Source organism: Leptospira terpstrae serovar Hualin str. LT 11-33 = ATCC 700639, from assembly GCF_000332495.1.
GTDB classification, from domain to species: Bacteria; Spirochaetota; Leptospiria; order Leptospirales; family Leptospiraceae; genus Leptospira_A; species Leptospira_A terpstrae.
The window spans coordinates 92,569-106,386 of the sequence record NZ_AOGW02000011.1; the positions used below are offsets into that span (position 1 = coordinate 92,569).

Genomic DNA, 13,818 nt, shown 5'->3' on the forward strand with positions numbered 1-13,818 from the left:
AATGCTAAGATTTAAGAATTTCAAAAAACTAGACATGAATCTATAGATCTTAACTCTGTATCTATGCGCCGAATTCTTATTTTTTTATGTATTTTTTCCGTATCATTTACTTCTCTGACTCTCTGCAAACCAGCGGAACTCCAGAATACTTGTGATGCTCGGTCAGAATCCTATTTATTGGCAAGTTTAGTTCGGTTTGCCACAGGGGACAGATCCGCTTCTTGCCTTCCCGCGTTTACCTTTCTTGACCAATGGGGAGTGTATGGATCCACTACCTCCAAGGTTTATAGCATCACAAGTTATAATGACCAAATCATTGTGGGTGGTGATTTCACGTTGACCGGTGTCGCTACTGGGAGTGCTTCCATGGTGGATTCTGTCACTGGGGCAGTGGTTCCCAACCGGTTTTGTCCTCATTTAAAAGTAAAAGGACTTAGTAATGCAGCTATTTCTGATGGGTCTGGTGGATTTTATATCGCAGGTGATTTCTCCTATGTCCAAGGAATCAAACGAAGCCAAGTGGCCCATATTTTACCTGGTTGCCAAGTGGATCCCAACTTTAATCCAGCAGAAGACCAAACGAGATACATAACAGCCTTGCAACTATTAGGTGACAATTTATATGTAGGCGGTATGTTTACCAGTTGGGATTCTAGTTCTCAATCCAATATTGCATCTCTCAATCGTTATACGGGAAAACTCAATCCAGAGTTTATCACCGGTACTTTTGATAATGGAGTTTTTGATATTGTCAGTGATGGATCGGCCTTGTACGTCGGTGGGCATTTTCAAAACATTGGGGCAACACCTAGATATGGACTTGTGAAATTATCTCCCAACACGGGAGCCATCGATTCGACCTTTACAGGCCAAGCACCTGTCGGTGGTCAGGTGAATGATTTGTATCTCGGAACGGATCATACAGGCACACCAGTGCTTTATATAGTCGGACCATTTACCGGTCGTGCGAGGTCTTTTTATTTAAACGGAACTCAAACAACTTGGGCACCAAACCCAAACTTAGAAGTATTCAAAATCCAACAATATGAAAATACAATTTATTTGGGTGGCGATTTCACAACCATTGGAGTCACTCCTGCGAATTACTTGGTGGGTGTAGACAATCAATTAGGTGCGGTCAAAGAAAATAATTTTGCCATCAACAATTATGTAAGAAACTTATCTGTCATTGGAAATAAACTTTATGTCCTCGGTGAATTTACTGAAGCCAAAGGCCAAAAGAGAAACTATGCTGCTAGTTATGATTTACCAAGTGGGAGTCTAAATATTTGGGATCCCAATTTGAACTCTGTGATCTATTTTCCTGCTGGAGATATTGTTTCTTCTGGATCTTCACTTCTCATAGCGAGCAATCACACAGCAGTTAATACCAAACTCCGAAACCATTTTGTTGTATTTGAAGAGTCAACGGGTTCACCCATAGAAGGAACTCCCAATTTTGATTTTCCTATCAAAACCTTACATAGAAAAGGCAATCATCTTTTTGTTGGTGGGAGTTTTGAAAACGTAAACGGAACGCCAAGAGTTGCCTTTGCCATTTTAGATTTGCCATCTTATAGTTTGAATCCAACGAATCTAGGAGTTTCTGGCAGTTCTCTTGAAATTAGAACGATCACAAGTAGCGAATCTCAAATTTTTTTTGGCGGAGCCGGAATGACTACAGTCAGTGGACAGTCACGAAATGCTCTCGCCTCTATTAGTTCGGAAAACCTGATTCTGACTGGCTGGAATCCCAATTTAGGACCAAATAGCGCCACATCCCTTCTTGTATTCAATGACGCCGTATTTGTGGGAGGTTTATACAACACTCTCAACGGAAACAATACCATAAGCAATTACAGAGCAGTAGATACAAATACTGGGTTAGCATTAAACTACCCTTCTAACTCAATCTATCCCAATAGTGATGTATCCGCTCAGGCTTATTTTAATGGTAATATATATTTGGGTGGGATATTTACTACGATTGGTGCTGGATCATTCAGTAATTTCGCCATCTATGATACCATCAATCAATCTTATATTTCACCTAACCCAATTTATGCGAATGGATTTGTAAATTCTATCGCTGTTTCGCCGGAAGGGAAGGTAGTCGTAGCCGGTTCTTTTACAGGACTCAATGGTTCAACAAATTCAAACTACTTAGGCGCATTTGATAGTGGAACAAATACTATTTTACCATGGGCCCCAAATTTGGAAAATACCGGATACGCCACCCATTATCGAAATGGGAAATGGTACATTGGTGGTGAATTTAAAAATGCATTTAACAAAGCGTATGGCGGCTTATTCATAAGCGATCTTAACGAAAGATAGGTTCTTTGAGTCAGATCTTCAGATCTATTTCTGTTTTTTTGGTTTTCTTTTCAGGATTTTTAACATTGCTTCTTCCCCTTTTTTGGCACCAAGGAGAACTGTTTTATAAAGTTTCGTGCGAATGGTTGTTGTCAGTTTGACCGGTAGTGGTGCATCCGGTGCTACAGTGATGATCTTGACTCCGCGCGGAGGTTTGACTGCAAGTTCTCTTGCAGAATTAAAATGGAAGTGGTGGAGTTTTCGCATTAACCTACGAATGGCTCTATGTTTTGGGAACGCAAGTAAACTTGTGAAACGAGTTAAAGGACCTGAAATATGGCGGATCGGTGAGTTCATAATCACAACAATTTCTTTATATCCCGCTTCTATGATATCTTGAATCGGAAGAGGATTTAAAATGGCCGCATCCGAATAAAGTTTTCCATTTAACCAATGTTTACCGCGAGTTGCAATAGGTAAAGAAGTAGCAGCTTTCAAAAGATCAAAGATATTAGAAGAAGTGGCTTTGATATACTCGATAGAATGAGTGTGAAGGTTACTCACTGCAATGGCAAAATGAGGAACATTTTTTCTATCCAAAGTTTCTGATTCCAATCGAACTTTTTTACGAAAGATAAAATCAATTAAGTATTCTTGGTTGAGGAGGGTTTTTCCTTGGAAGGGATGGAAAAAAGATATGAGTTTACTTCCCGACAAATCTCGGTACCAAACTGCCAGTGCTTTTTCACTTTTTACTGGTTCTTCCTTGGGCATGGAAACATAATAAGCGGCGGCACAAGCTCCAGAAGACACACCCACCACCAAATCAAAGTAATTGGGTCTTAGGAAACGATTCCAAGCATACAAAACACCACCAGAAAATGCCCCTTTCATCCCTCCCCCTTCCACGAGAAGCGCTCTTTTGGAGCCTTTGGCCTTAGGAAGTTTTGGGTGGTTAGAAGATTCGTTAGAGGATGGAAATGGCACCATAATGTCAGAGTCTTCTAGCCCGGTTCCGGTTGCAAAAAACTATTCAAACTAGAGTTCAGATTTCTATTCTTAGGGGAAACGCGAAGCAGAAGTGAGTGATTCCTAAGACCAATTCGAATTTTGGAAAAAATTTCATACTCATACAATAAATTTCACTACGTACGCAATTGAATATTAGTATGCTCGGAATCAAAACGTTGGAGATCGAAGTGAACGGAACCTTAGTCAAAGGTTCTCTGCAACTGAATGCAAGAGGAGCATACCAATTGGACTTACTTTCTCCTTACGTAGGACCAATGTTTACGTTCTCTTTTCCGAAAATTTACCATGCACTTTGGGAGGGACATATTTCCGAAATCGATGGTTATGCAACAAGCCACCTCCGCACCCTCTTCCATAAATGTGAAAACATCAAAAAGGAAGTGCCTAAGTTCGAAAAAGAGTTAAAAGAGTTTTGGTTAGAACTAGAAACAATCTCAGTACTTTCCCCACTTGAGTGGAATGAAAAATGTATGTTTCTCAAAAAGGCCTTACAAGAGGGCTATATGGATGCAGACACATACGAAAAAACTTTAAACGATCTAACCTTTGTCATGGAAAAAAAATATTTAGAAAGAGAGAAACGCTGTGAAGTGTTTTTATCTCAGTACCTTCCCGAGTATTCTCACCTACAAAATCATTTTTCATGGATTCACTTCTGTTATGAGTTAACAGAAAAAAAGCACCTACTCTTGCTTTAATTTTTCGTTTTTCTTGCCAAAGAGAAGGTCTTAGCTTTACTTTCCATTAGATACGGAAATTTATTTCCGTCTCATAAAATGGAAATCGGAAACTAGCTATGCGACCAATGGATCAAATCACAGGGAAAGACCAAAAACACCATGTGATATTACACTATCTAATGAATCAGGAAATGAAAGCGAATTGGAATGGGCAAATCCAAACCATGACCGTAAGACAGGAATTACCTGGAAGCGATGAGATATTGGTCGATTGGTCCGAAGCATGGGTTCTTGCAGAAGGAACCACATTCATCCTCTCTAAACTTTTAGCTCGTTACTTAGAACTTCATTGCACTTTTATAAAACAGATTTCACCTACAAAAATCCAGCTCCATGTGGATAAAGTTCTCATCGCTAAAAAAGAAAGATTAAATCCACGTTTTTCCATCACGGAAGAAGGACTTGTCAATGTAACCAACATCGTAAGTTCCAAAACTATCATTGAAGCCAATATGTTTAACATTCCGACTCTAGTGCGTGTTAACTTTGAAGACTATCGCAAACGTATGATGGCAAGATCCGGTGAAGCAGGCACCATGGATATTTTTAAATCGGGAATGGAACGTAAGTTTGATGTGGTAAAATCCACGCAAAAAATTCTCTTCATCAAAGATGCAAGTAACGCAGATAGTTACAGGTCAACGGAAGAAGGGTTTATCAATTACGAAGACGAAATCGACGAACATGTTGATAAACTTGCAATGGCAGCTCGGGACAAAAAAATAAAATCAGAACTGATTGTTCCCATCCTCTACAAAAACGAATTAGAAGAAATTATTCCCATTGGATACTACTGGTTACAAACCAAAGATAATATCATTACCAATGATGATTTGACGTTCTACCAAACACAAATTGCAGAAATGATCGAAAGGATCAAAGATGCAAACCTAATGACTACTGTCGAAAAATTCCCTGTTTTAGATTTGTCAGTCACTGGACTTAGGCTTCGTGTTGGAAATAGTAGTTTGGTGGAAACACTGCCCAAACAAAAAGGAATTTTGTTAGAATTAGTTTTTAAACTGCAAACCCCTTTCCGCTTTTTTGGCAAAATTGCTTGGGCAAAAAAGGAAGAATCCGGAGATTTACTGGTAGGTGTTGAGTTTTCTGGAAAACGAACCTATGCTGAAAAAGTTCGTTTCGAAGAAAACATCGAAATCATCAAAAATAACGGGAAATCTGCTGCCTAAAACGCCTGCGGTTTTATAGTTTGATTGCTTTTGTAATTTTCGGAATTTCATAAGCACAGATATAGTATAACATCTTTAAGTCGATGTAGTCATAAGCTCTGGCCAAATCCTTTTGCCAAAGGTTATCAATTTTTTCCCAGGGTAAGTTAGGGTACTTTTGTTTTTCTGAATCAGGGATCTTTAAGGATTCGGTTTGGATATAACGAAGCATTTCTTCGGCAAAAAAACTATCGTGGTCCCCTTCTTTGAATTCTTGGATTTGGTTTCTGAAGAGGAAGGCTTCAAGCTCCCGGCAATAGAAAATAAACTCATGAAACATTTGGTTACTCTAAAATGAGACAGTCTTTGGAACAGTTTTTTTCATTGGCAAAGAAATCCAAATCCCAGATGCTTTCACTACGTATGAAGATCCGTATCCAAGCAGCCTTATTTTTCCTTTTTGTTTTGGTCTTCCCCATCCAATCAGCAGAAAAGGACTTCCAAATCATTGATCTCGTTGTGGGCAAAGGGGAGGAAGCTTTTTCCGGATCCTATGTAACTGTACACTATGTAGGCAAACTTCCCAATGGAACCAAGTTTGATAGTTCACGTGATCGTAACCGTCCTTTTGAATTTAATTTAGGTGCGGGAGAAGTGGTCAAGGGTTGGGATAAAGGAATCAAAGGAATGCGAGTGGGTGGAAAACGCAAACTCATCATACCTCCAGAACTCGGTTATGGTAGTAAAAAAGTAGGAAACATTCCTGCGGACTCCACATTGATCTTTGAAGTAGAACTGTTAAAAATTTATTAAATCCTTTAGTGTTTCTCCGCAGATTAGGGGGATTTATCGTTCTCCCTAGTTACGAATTTCTTGACTCAGATAAGATTGATTCTAAGTTGCTGTGACTATGGAATTATTAAAAATCCGAACGATTGCCCTACTCTTTGTATTTGGTCTTGCGCTGACCCAATGCAAACCCAAGTCAGATTCTGACGAAGAAACCTTACTCTTGTTAGCTGCCGCTGCTTCCAAAATTTGTGTGAATAACTCCTTTACGGGTTCGACTGTTGTGAACGCAACTGCCACTTTAGATACCAATACAGATTGTATCACAGGAATGACCTCTTCTATGTCGGCAGACCTACCGGCTTGGATTCGAAACAACTTTAAATGTGCCGTAGGATCTGTTTCTGGATCCAATTATGTATTCCGATCACAAAATGTACCGAACAATAAAAGTTTTTATTTTGGAACTTCTTCTCCAATGTATGTAGCACTCGCTGGTGGACAAAAATCTGCAGGAAACAACCAAATTGCATCGCAGTGTTTGGTGTACACCATTCCTAGTTCTCCTGCTGCCAAGTCTGGAGCTTTAGTGGGAACACAAAGTGGATATGCCTCAGTGGGAATTACAGTCAATGGCCTAGCGATCTTCAACAACGCGGCAGCTCCTGGTGATACTCTTGCGACAGAAGCGCAAACCTTTGATACATTTAATGGCCACCCACAAAGTTCTGGGGTTTACCACCACCACTCTCAACCACTCAATGTAACTAATAACAATGCAAATTTGGTGGGAGTATTGATTGATGGATTCCCTGTTTATGGATTGCATTGTGATAATGGCACAGCTGGAACTGGTGATGATAATGTTCCAGGAACCGTTGGACCAGCCCTTGATGCCAATCATGGACACACTGCTGCTACTGTGCTTTTCCCAGGCGGAATCTATCACTACCATTTTGCAAGTGACGCCACTGCAGGAATTAACACTTTAATTGGTTCCTCTTTCCACGGAACTCCGGGGACAGTTTCCAATTAAATTTCCTGATTCCAAGAGAGAGGCCGTCCTCTCTCTTTTTCTCTCACTCATTCTTATTTCTTGCTCTCCGCTTCGAGTGGAAAACGGGAATCCCGATCTTTCCGAAGATTCCAACCATTTCCTTCTTTACCAAGGAAAACCATTGAATGGAATTTTTGTCCAAACCAATCCCACTCTTTTAGAAGTCTATGAAACAGAATACTACAAGGGAGTTCCTCACGGTCGTTATACGGCAAAAAAACAGAATGGAATTCTTTTAGAAGAAAGAAACATCCGTTATGGACAAAAACATGGGGAACAAGTCAGTTATTTTGAAAATGGAAAACTCAGGCAAAAATCCGAATTTGATAACGGCAAACCCATTGGTGAGTACATAGATTATTTTGATAATGGAAATATGGCCACCTATCAAACGTTCTACGAATCTGGAAAACCAAAGGTTTCCAAAAAATGGAACAGGCAAGGGCAAATCTATATGAACCATGTGTTTATGGAGTCAGGGGAAAGTTTTGGCCGTCCCGGTAGCAAACTTTGTGAACCAGTTCCCGACTCTACAAAGGTCGAAAATTCCAAATGAAATTTTACTTTACCCAACAATCCATTGGTTTGGTGGCCCATTGGAATTTAGTTCCCTTTTGTAATCGCCATAAAACTCTTTTTGCAAAAGTCATATTCACCTTCGTTGTTTTCACTTTTTTAGGTGCAGGATGCAAACCTTCAGAAAGCGAACCAAACTCATTGGAACTTCCCTATTTTTCAGGAAAAGACTTTGATCCAGTTTGGACCCAGACTCCGGAGAAAAATGTAAGTCTCAAACAAGTTCCAAACTCTCTCGAGTTAATCGAACATACAGGAAAACAAATACATCCCAAGGACTGGGCACCAAAAGAAAGTTTGGTGGTATTTTTTTATGCCACCTGTCGGGGGATTTGCCCTCTTATCACAAGAAACATTTTGCAAATCCAACCACAACTCTCCGAGTTTCCTGACTTACAAATTCTCTCTCTTTCTATTAACGCAAAAGAAGATACAGTTCCTGTTTTACAATCCTATCGAAAAACTTATAAAATTGAGAATCCAAATTGGTATTTTTACACGGGAAAAGAAACCGAAATTGAGGCCTTTGCCAAAGAGACATGTGGCGCCGAAATGGAAGGGTACTCTGTGGAACGAGGAAAGTATGAATTTGTTCATACTGAAAATATCTTTTTATTTGATAAAGATAGGTATTTACGAGGCATCTACCGTGCCAAAGGCACGGGCGATATACAAAGGTTAGTGAAAGATTTACGCAAGTTAAGAAACGTATCCCTTTAGTTTTTGATTTTATATCCGGTGCGAAAGATAATCCAAGTCACTGTCAAACATAGTGTCAAAAACACAAGGATCATAGAGATACTGACAGAAAGTGCCACATCTGCCCTTTCGAAAAAACTATAACGAAATCCACTGACCAAATACAAAACCGGATTAAACAAACTCAAACGTTGCCAGAAGGGAGGTAACATTTGAATGGAATAAAAACTTCCCCCCAAAAATACCAGTGGTGTAATCACAAGCATTGGAATCATTTGCAGTTTTTCAAAACTATCCGCCCAAATTCCAATCACAAATCCAAACAAACTAAAACTAATGCAAGTTAATACTAAGAAAAACACCATTAGGATAGGATGATCGATTCGTATGGGAACAAAAAAGGATGCGGTGATGAGCATAAGCACCCCAAGCATCAAAGATTTAGTGGCCGCAGCACCCACATACCCAATCACCACTTCCCACATTGTCACAGGTGCCGAAAGGATTTCGTAAATCGTTCCATTAAATTTGGGAAAGTAAATTCCAAAGGAAGCATTGGAAATACTTTCCGTAAGTAAAGACAACATCACAAGACCTGGTACAATAAAACTTCCATAATGGATTCCATCGATTTCTTGGATTCGGGAACCAATGGCCGATCCAAATACAATAAAGTATAAAGATGTAGAAAGTACTGGAGAGGCAATACTTTGTAAAAGTGTCCGGAAGGTCCTTGCCATTTCGAATTGGTAGATGGACTTAATTGCGTAAAAATTCATACAGCCTCCTGTAACAACTGAACAAAGATTTCTTCTAGAGAACTTTGTTTTGTACTCAAATCACTGAATTGGATTTTCAGTTTTTTCAAATCATCCAAAAGTTTGGTAATCAAACTACTGTCATCCGATCTATCATAAGTAAACACAAGAGCAGTACTTTGATCCACGAGTTCCAATTCATATTTTGCGAGTGATTTGGGAATTAGTTTCAAAGGTTTTTTTAATTCAATCCGGAGCTGTTTCGTTCCGAGTTGTTTCATCAATCGGTCTTTGTTTTCGGTAAGAAAAATATCTCCCTTACGAATGACAGAGATTCTATCGGCGATCGATTCCGCTTCTTCGATGTAGTGAGTGGTAAGAATGATGGTAACACCTTTTTTTCTGAGAGATTCTACAATCTTCCACATATCCTTTCGTAGTTCTACGTCGACTCCAGCACTCGGTTCATCTAAAAATAATATATTTGGTTCATGTGACAATGCTTTGGCGATGAGTACTCGGCGTTTCATTCCACCAGATAAAGTCATAATCCTTTGGTCTTTTTTGTCCCAAAGGGAAAGTGATTTTAAAACTTCTTCAATGTATTTTGGATTGGCTGGTTTTCCATACAGCCCTCTGGTAAAAGAAACACTGGCCCAAACAGTTTCGAAGGCATGGACACTGAGTTCCTGTGGAACAAGGCCAATGAATGATCTGGTTTTTTTGAAATCTTTTAAGATATCAAAACCACCTACTTTCACCTCACCAGAGCTAGGTGACACTATCCCACAGATCAAATTGATGAGTGTGGTTTTTCCTGCTCCATTGGGACCAAGTAAGGCATGAATTTCGCCTTCTTTTACTTCCCAATTCACATCCTTTAGGGCTTGGAATCCGTTGTCATACGACTTGGAAACTTGTTTTACGGTGAGGATAGATTTCAAACGGTTTCGTCCTTCCAGCCAATGTCTGTGAGGAAGTCGTCATAACCCCCGTCATAAACAAAAACTCGGTCATCATCGAATACTATTAGTTTTGTGGCTACAGCGCGCAAGTGCATTTCATTGTGAGTCACCATGATTACAGATCCATCAAAGTTATCAATGGCCTCAATCAGGGAGTCACAGGACTGCATGTCTAAGTGGTTCGTAGGCTCATCCAAATATAAAAGGTGGCAAGGTGTGACTAATATTTTACCCAGTAACACCCGACTCTTTTCTCCCCCGGAGAGAACCTTGATTTTTTTTAAGGCAAGGTCTTCGGAAAACATAAGTCCACCTGCAATGTTACGAGCTTTCCCTTCAGAGCAGTTCGTATCAGCACTCATAATTTCTTGAACCACCGTATTACTTTCGTTCATGTTCAGTTTGTTAGTTTGGCCAAAATACCCTTCCTTCAAAATAGGATGTTTTTTGACTTCCCCTTTGACGGCATTCAGTTCACCAGCGATTAACTTGAGTAATGTGGACTTTCCTTTTCCGTTTTTCCCGATGATACAAATCCTATCTTCTGGACCTACACTGATAGAAAAGTTTTCAAATAAATATGGGGAATTGCCATTATAGGAAAAGGTAACTTCATCCACACTTAACATCTGACTTGCAGAGAAGGGAGCACTGTTGAAATAAAGTTCCATATCTTCTATATTCTCGAGTGCTTTCATCTCACCTTGTTTTTCTAATCTTTTGACTCTCGATTGAGCCCGACTTGCAAAACTTGCTTTGGCTTTAAACTTTGCGATAAAGATCTCTTCTTGTTTGCGTTTTTTTGCTTCGTTTAATCTCGTCTTTTCGTAGATCTCTTCTGCTTGGTTGATTTGAGTGTATAACTTTTCCGTATCCCCTTGCACTTTGATTGCCTTAGTTCTGTGTATCGCTACAGTATGAGTCACAACACTATCCATAAAACTTCGATCGTGTGTGATGAGGATAATTTCTCCTTCCCACTCCCTTAAAAATTCTTCTAACCAACGTATGGTGACAATATCCAAATAGTTGTTTGGTTCATCGAGTATCAGCATGTCCGGAGCCGAAACAAGAAGTTTGGCTAAGTTCATACGGATTTGGTATCCACCTGAAAATTCTTCAGGACTTCGTTCCATATCCTTTTCTGAAAATCCTAAACCAAATAAAATTCGTTCTACTTTCCAAGTTTCGTATTCATCACCTTCTGGGAGACCGAGGGCACATTCTTCTAACACAGTCGGTTTAGTAAAAACCAAATGTTGTTCCAAATGCCCAATGCGGTATCCTTTGGGGATGGTTATATTTCCTGAGTCCGGTTCCGTTTTTCCTAAAATGATTTGGACCATAGTTGATTTTCCATGTCCATTGCGGCCCACAAGTCCCACTCGTTCGCCACGGTTGACGCTGAATTGTAAGTCATCGAATAGAACATTGCCGTTGAATTGTTTGTTTAAACCAGAGATTTTGATCATATTATTTCCGAAGGTTTCCCTTGAATATAAAACCAGGATCGAAAAAGAACCGGATACGACGAGTAGAATCGGAAAGAAAATCTGCCAGTTTTCTATTAGAAAGAGGCAACCTTTACGGACATAATGAGAGGGAAAACCACGAGTGAGATTATGGACTTTTTTTCAGGTCTACTTAGTCCGAAACTGTACTGTGCGAACATTTCTTTTTCGTTTCACTAGTTTCCTATGCCTAAGTATTGGCAGTGGAAGTTATGCCAACGGCAACTTACAAGTGGCCTTTGGTGCAGAAGAAAACTATCTTTTGGTACGTTCGCTTGACTCAAGTGTGATTCACTTGGGTAGTGCTGAAGAAAAGGCCGAGTACAAAGAAATCATCGATGAGTATTTGCGTTTCAAAAGTCTCCACATCCAAGGCAAATACGGAGATGCCTATTTGGCAGTACGTTCCACTCAATACAAACTCATCCAACTCTACGATAAAATCCTTACAAAAAATTTGGACTTGGTTCGTTCCGAATTAATTTTACTTGGGGGGAAATCTAGAGACAAAGAAAAAACACAAACCCGGGCTTTTTTACGCCTTGCCCTTCGCGATGCAAGTGAAGCCGAACAAAAGTTAGTGATGGCAAGAAACACTCGCCCACTACTATACCTTTTAAAACTTCGAGAGATGTTATTTGCCTTAAAAATTTTAAAACATGCAGGTAAGTTTGTAATCTTTTTAAATCTTCTCCACGATGGGAAGTTTATGGAATCTATTGAAGAATCAGACTTTGATTCCATCGAATCAGAACTCATTCGTGGTTTTGGAAAAGGAAATAACAAACTTCTTGCACTTCATTATGATAATTCCTTTCTCCCTTTTGGCGAAGAAAGTATATATGAAGGAATGATGACCCAGTTTAAGTCCCCAGAAATCAAAAAAGACTAAAAGACTTCCAACCAAATCTATAAATTGGTTCACGGGTTTGTTTCGTTAGAAAGTGCTTAATTTCTATTTTTTCAGGTGGATACAATCACGGGCACGGTTTGCTTTTTCTTTCGCTTCCTCGATGGTTTTTCCAATTGCCAAACTAACACCCATTCGGCGTTTTCCATCAATTTCTGGTTTCCCGAAAATACGAATGTCCACTCCTCGCATTTGAAGAGCTTCCTCGAGTCCCGTATACACAGGGGCATTGGTTTTTCCTTCCAAAAGAATGGCGGAACTTGCCGCCGGAGTTTGAAAGATTAGTTCTGGAATAGGTAGACCAAGTAAGGCTCTCGCATGGAGGGAAAATTCAGAAATATTTTGGGAGATTAGTGTCACAAGACCTGTGTCATGTGGTCTCGGAGATACTTCGCTAAAGTACACTTCGTCCCCTTTGACAAAAAGTTCCACTCCAAAAATTCCCAGACCCCCAAGGCCCGTTGTGACAACCTCTGCCATTTTTTGTGCAGAACGAAGGGCAGTCTCTGTCATCGGTTGTGGCATCCAAGATTCCACATAATCCCCGTTTACCTGTCTATGACCAATGGGTGGTAAAAAAGTAGTCCCACCTATATGGCGTATGGTGAGTAGAGTGATTTCAAAATCGAAGGAAATAAATTCCTCGATGATCATTTTGCCTTTTCCTGTCCTTCCTCCCGTTTGGCCATATTCCCAGGCCTTTAAAATATCAGACTCAGTTCTTACAAGACTTTGTCCTTTACCGGAAGAACTCATGATGGGTTTGACTACACAAGGAAATCCAATTTCTCGCACCGCTTTTTGAAATCCTTCCTCTGTATCAGCGAAAAGAAATTTAGAAGTTTTTAATCCAAGTTCTTTCGCAGCAAAGTTACGAATTCCTTCACGGTTCATAGTTAAGTTTACGGCTTTTGCAGAAGGGATGATCCGAAAACCTTCGGATTCCAACCGAACTAAGGTTTCTGTATGTATGGCTTCAATTTCTGGAACTACAAAATCTGGCTTTAACTCTCGTATGGTGGCTTCTAATTCTTTTGGATCGAGCATATTGATGACTCGAGATTCCTGGGCTACGAGCATGGCAGGTGCATTGGGATAACGGTCGACGGCAATGACATGAACACCCAAACGGTTCGCTTCGATTGCAACCTCTTTCCCTAGTTCTCCTGAACCAAGGAGTAAAAGTTTTGTAGCGTTGGGTGTAAAAGGTGTTCCGATCATAATCACAAAGATTGGGAACCGGCCCAATCAGACAAACAGATTATGAATCTCCCTCCTTAGAAATCAATCAGGAGA

The 13,818-nt window shown here is 39.9% G+C and carries 14 protein-coding genes; 8 read left to right on the forward strand and 6 right to left on the reverse strand.

The window, feature by feature from the left end:
- Positions 1–63: 63 nt before the first annotated feature.
- Positions 64–2,337: a Kelch repeat-containing protein gene (locus LEP1GSC203_RS13665; RefSeq protein WP_002974679.1), complete on the forward strand. Its 2,274-nt coding sequence runs from the start codon at positions 64–66 to the stop codon at positions 2,335–2,337.
- A 24-nt stretch (positions 2,338–2,361) separates the two neighbouring features.
- Here the strand turns inward: LEP1GSC203_RS13665 and LEP1GSC203_RS13670 are convergent, their stop codons facing one another.
- Positions 2,362–3,306, reverse strand: a complete 945-nt coding sequence (locus LEP1GSC203_RS13670) for a patatin-like phospholipase family protein (protein ID WP_002974604.1) — start codon at positions 3,304–3,306, stop codon at positions 2,362–2,364.
- Positions 3,307–3,485: 179 nt separating this feature from the next.
- On the opposite strand from LEP1GSC203_RS13670, the gene LEP1GSC203_RS13675 reads away from it, so the two are divergent.
- Positions 3,486–4,046, forward strand: coding sequence for a hypothetical protein (locus tag LEP1GSC203_RS13675; RefSeq protein ID WP_002974659.1), 561 nt, complete (start codon positions 3,486–3,488; stop codon positions 4,044–4,046).
- Between the two features lie 98 nt (positions 4,047–4,144).
- On the forward strand, positions 4,145–5,278 hold the full coding sequence (locus tag LEP1GSC203_RS13680) for a DUF1577 domain-containing protein (protein ID WP_002974732.1): 1,134 nt from the start codon (positions 4,145–4,147) through the stop codon (positions 5,276–5,278).
- 13 nt (positions 5,279–5,291) lie between these two features.
- On the opposite strand, the gene LEP1GSC203_RS13685 is transcribed toward LEP1GSC203_RS13680, so the two are convergent.
- On the reverse strand, positions 5,292–5,597 hold the full coding sequence (locus LEP1GSC203_RS13685; RefSeq protein ID WP_002974571.1) for a HepT-like ribonuclease domain-containing protein: 306 nt from the start codon (positions 5,595–5,597) through the stop codon (positions 5,292–5,294).
- 68 nt (positions 5,598–5,665) lie between these two features.
- Here LEP1GSC203_RS13685 and LEP1GSC203_RS13690 point away from each other — a divergent pair, with 68 nt between their 5' ends.
- From LEP1GSC203_RS13690 to LEP1GSC203_RS13705, 4 genes are all read left to right on the forward strand, one after another.
- Positions 5,666–6,070, forward strand: a complete 405-nt coding sequence (locus LEP1GSC203_RS13690; RefSeq protein ID WP_408605604.1) for an FKBP-type peptidyl-prolyl cis-trans isomerase — start codon at positions 5,666–5,668, stop codon at positions 6,068–6,070.
- Between the two features lie 97 nt (positions 6,071–6,167).
- A complete protein-coding gene (locus LEP1GSC203_RS13695) occupies positions 6,168–7,082 on the forward strand; it encodes a YHYH protein (RefSeq protein ID WP_002974722.1) in 915 nt (304 codons plus the stop codon).
- Entirely contained in the window at positions 7,039–7,659 is a 621-nt protein-coding gene (locus LEP1GSC203_RS13700; protein WP_002974690.1) for a toxin-antitoxin system YwqK family antitoxin, read from the forward strand. Before LEP1GSC203_RS13695 ends, LEP1GSC203_RS13700 begins: the two co-directional genes overlap by 44 nt.
- Positions 7,656–8,399: an SCO family protein gene (locus LEP1GSC203_RS13705; protein ID WP_002974747.1), complete on the forward strand. Its 744-nt coding sequence runs from the start codon at positions 7,656–7,658 to the stop codon at positions 8,397–8,399. Before LEP1GSC203_RS13700 ends, LEP1GSC203_RS13705 begins: the two co-directional genes overlap by 4 nt.
- Here LEP1GSC203_RS13705 and LEP1GSC203_RS13710 read toward each other — a convergent pair.
- Genes LEP1GSC203_RS13710 through LEP1GSC203_RS13720 form a run of 3 tightly spaced genes read right to left on the reverse strand, consistent with a single transcriptional unit; the run spans position 8,396 to position 11,573 of the window.
- Positions 8,396–9,157 carry an ABC transporter permease gene (locus tag LEP1GSC203_RS13710; protein ID WP_002974641.1) on the reverse strand — a complete coding sequence of 254 codons (762 nt, stop codon included), beginning with the start codon at positions 9,155–9,157 and terminating at the stop codon, positions 8,396–8,398. The two genes, LEP1GSC203_RS13705 and LEP1GSC203_RS13710, sit on opposite strands and share 4 nt — an antisense overlap.
- On the reverse strand, positions 9,154–10,080 hold the full coding sequence (locus LEP1GSC203_RS13715; RefSeq protein ID WP_002974729.1) for an ABC transporter ATP-binding protein: 927 nt from the start codon (positions 10,078–10,080) through the stop codon (positions 9,154–9,156). The genes LEP1GSC203_RS13710 and LEP1GSC203_RS13715 overlap by 4 nt, the downstream gene beginning before the upstream one ends.
- Positions 10,077–11,573: an ABC-F family ATP-binding cassette domain-containing protein gene (locus LEP1GSC203_RS13720; RefSeq protein ID WP_002974653.1), complete on the reverse strand. Its 1,497-nt coding sequence runs from the start codon at positions 11,571–11,573 to the stop codon at positions 10,077–10,079. Before LEP1GSC203_RS13720 ends, LEP1GSC203_RS13715 begins: the two co-directional genes overlap by 4 nt.
- A gap of 190 nt (positions 11,574–11,763) precedes the next feature.
- On the opposite strand from LEP1GSC203_RS13720, the gene LEP1GSC203_RS13725 reads away from it, so the two are divergent.
- The gene (locus tag LEP1GSC203_RS13725; protein ID WP_002974580.1) at positions 11,764–12,504 is read left to right on the forward strand and encodes an adhesin OmpL37 family surface protein; all 741 of its coding nucleotides are present in this window, start codon (positions 11,764–11,766) and stop codon (positions 12,502–12,504) included.
- A 63-nt stretch (positions 12,505–12,567) separates the two neighbouring features.
- Here LEP1GSC203_RS13725 and purT read toward each other — a convergent pair whose 3' ends face one another.
- Entirely contained in the window at positions 12,568–13,743 is a 1,176-nt protein-coding gene (gene purT / locus LEP1GSC203_RS13730; RefSeq protein WP_002974667.1) for a formate-dependent phosphoribosylglycinamide formyltransferase, read from the reverse strand.
- Positions 13,744–13,818: the final 75 nt, after the last annotated feature.

Excerpts from the sequence above, each read along its gene's own strand:
- LEP1GSC203_RS13705 (WP_002974747.1), top strand. The coding sequence starts at position 7,656 with ATGAAATTTTACTTTACCCAACAATCCATTGGTTTGGTGGCCCATTGG.
- LEP1GSC203_RS13710 (WP_002974641.1), bottom strand. The coding sequence starts at position 9,157 with ATGAATTTTTACGCAATTAAGTCCATCTACCAATTCGAAATGGCAAGG.
- purT (WP_002974667.1), bottom strand. The coding sequence starts at position 13,743 with ATGATCGGAACACCTTTTACACCCAACGCTACAAAACTTTTACTCCTT.
- LEP1GSC203_RS13685 (WP_002974571.1), bottom strand. The coding sequence starts at position 5,597 with ATGTTTCATGAGTTTATTTTCTATTGCCGGGAGCTTGAAGCCTTCCTC.
- LEP1GSC203_RS13665 (WP_002974679.1), top strand. The coding sequence starts at position 64 with ATGCGCCGAATTCTTATTTTTTTATGTATTTTTTCCGTATCATTTACT.
- LEP1GSC203_RS13670 (WP_002974604.1), bottom strand. The coding sequence starts at position 3,306 with ATGGTGCCATTTCCATCCTCTAACGAATCTTCTAACCACCCAAAACTT.
- LEP1GSC203_RS13680 (WP_002974732.1), top strand. The coding sequence starts at position 4,145 with ATGCGACCAATGGATCAAATCACAGGGAAAGACCAAAAACACCATGTG.
- LEP1GSC203_RS13720 (WP_002974653.1), bottom strand. The coding sequence starts at position 11,573 with ATGATCAAAATCTCTGGTTTAAACAAACAATTCAACGGCAATGTTCTA.
- LEP1GSC203_RS13690 (WP_408605604.1), top strand. The coding sequence starts at position 5,666 with ATGCTTTCACTACGTATGAAGATCCGTATCCAAGCAGCCTTATTTTTC.
- LEP1GSC203_RS13675 (WP_002974659.1), top strand. The coding sequence starts at position 3,486 with ATGCTCGGAATCAAAACGTTGGAGATCGAAGTGAACGGAACCTTAGTC.
- LEP1GSC203_RS13695 (WP_002974722.1), top strand. The coding sequence starts at position 6,168 with ATGGAATTATTAAAAATCCGAACGATTGCCCTACTCTTTGTATTTGGT.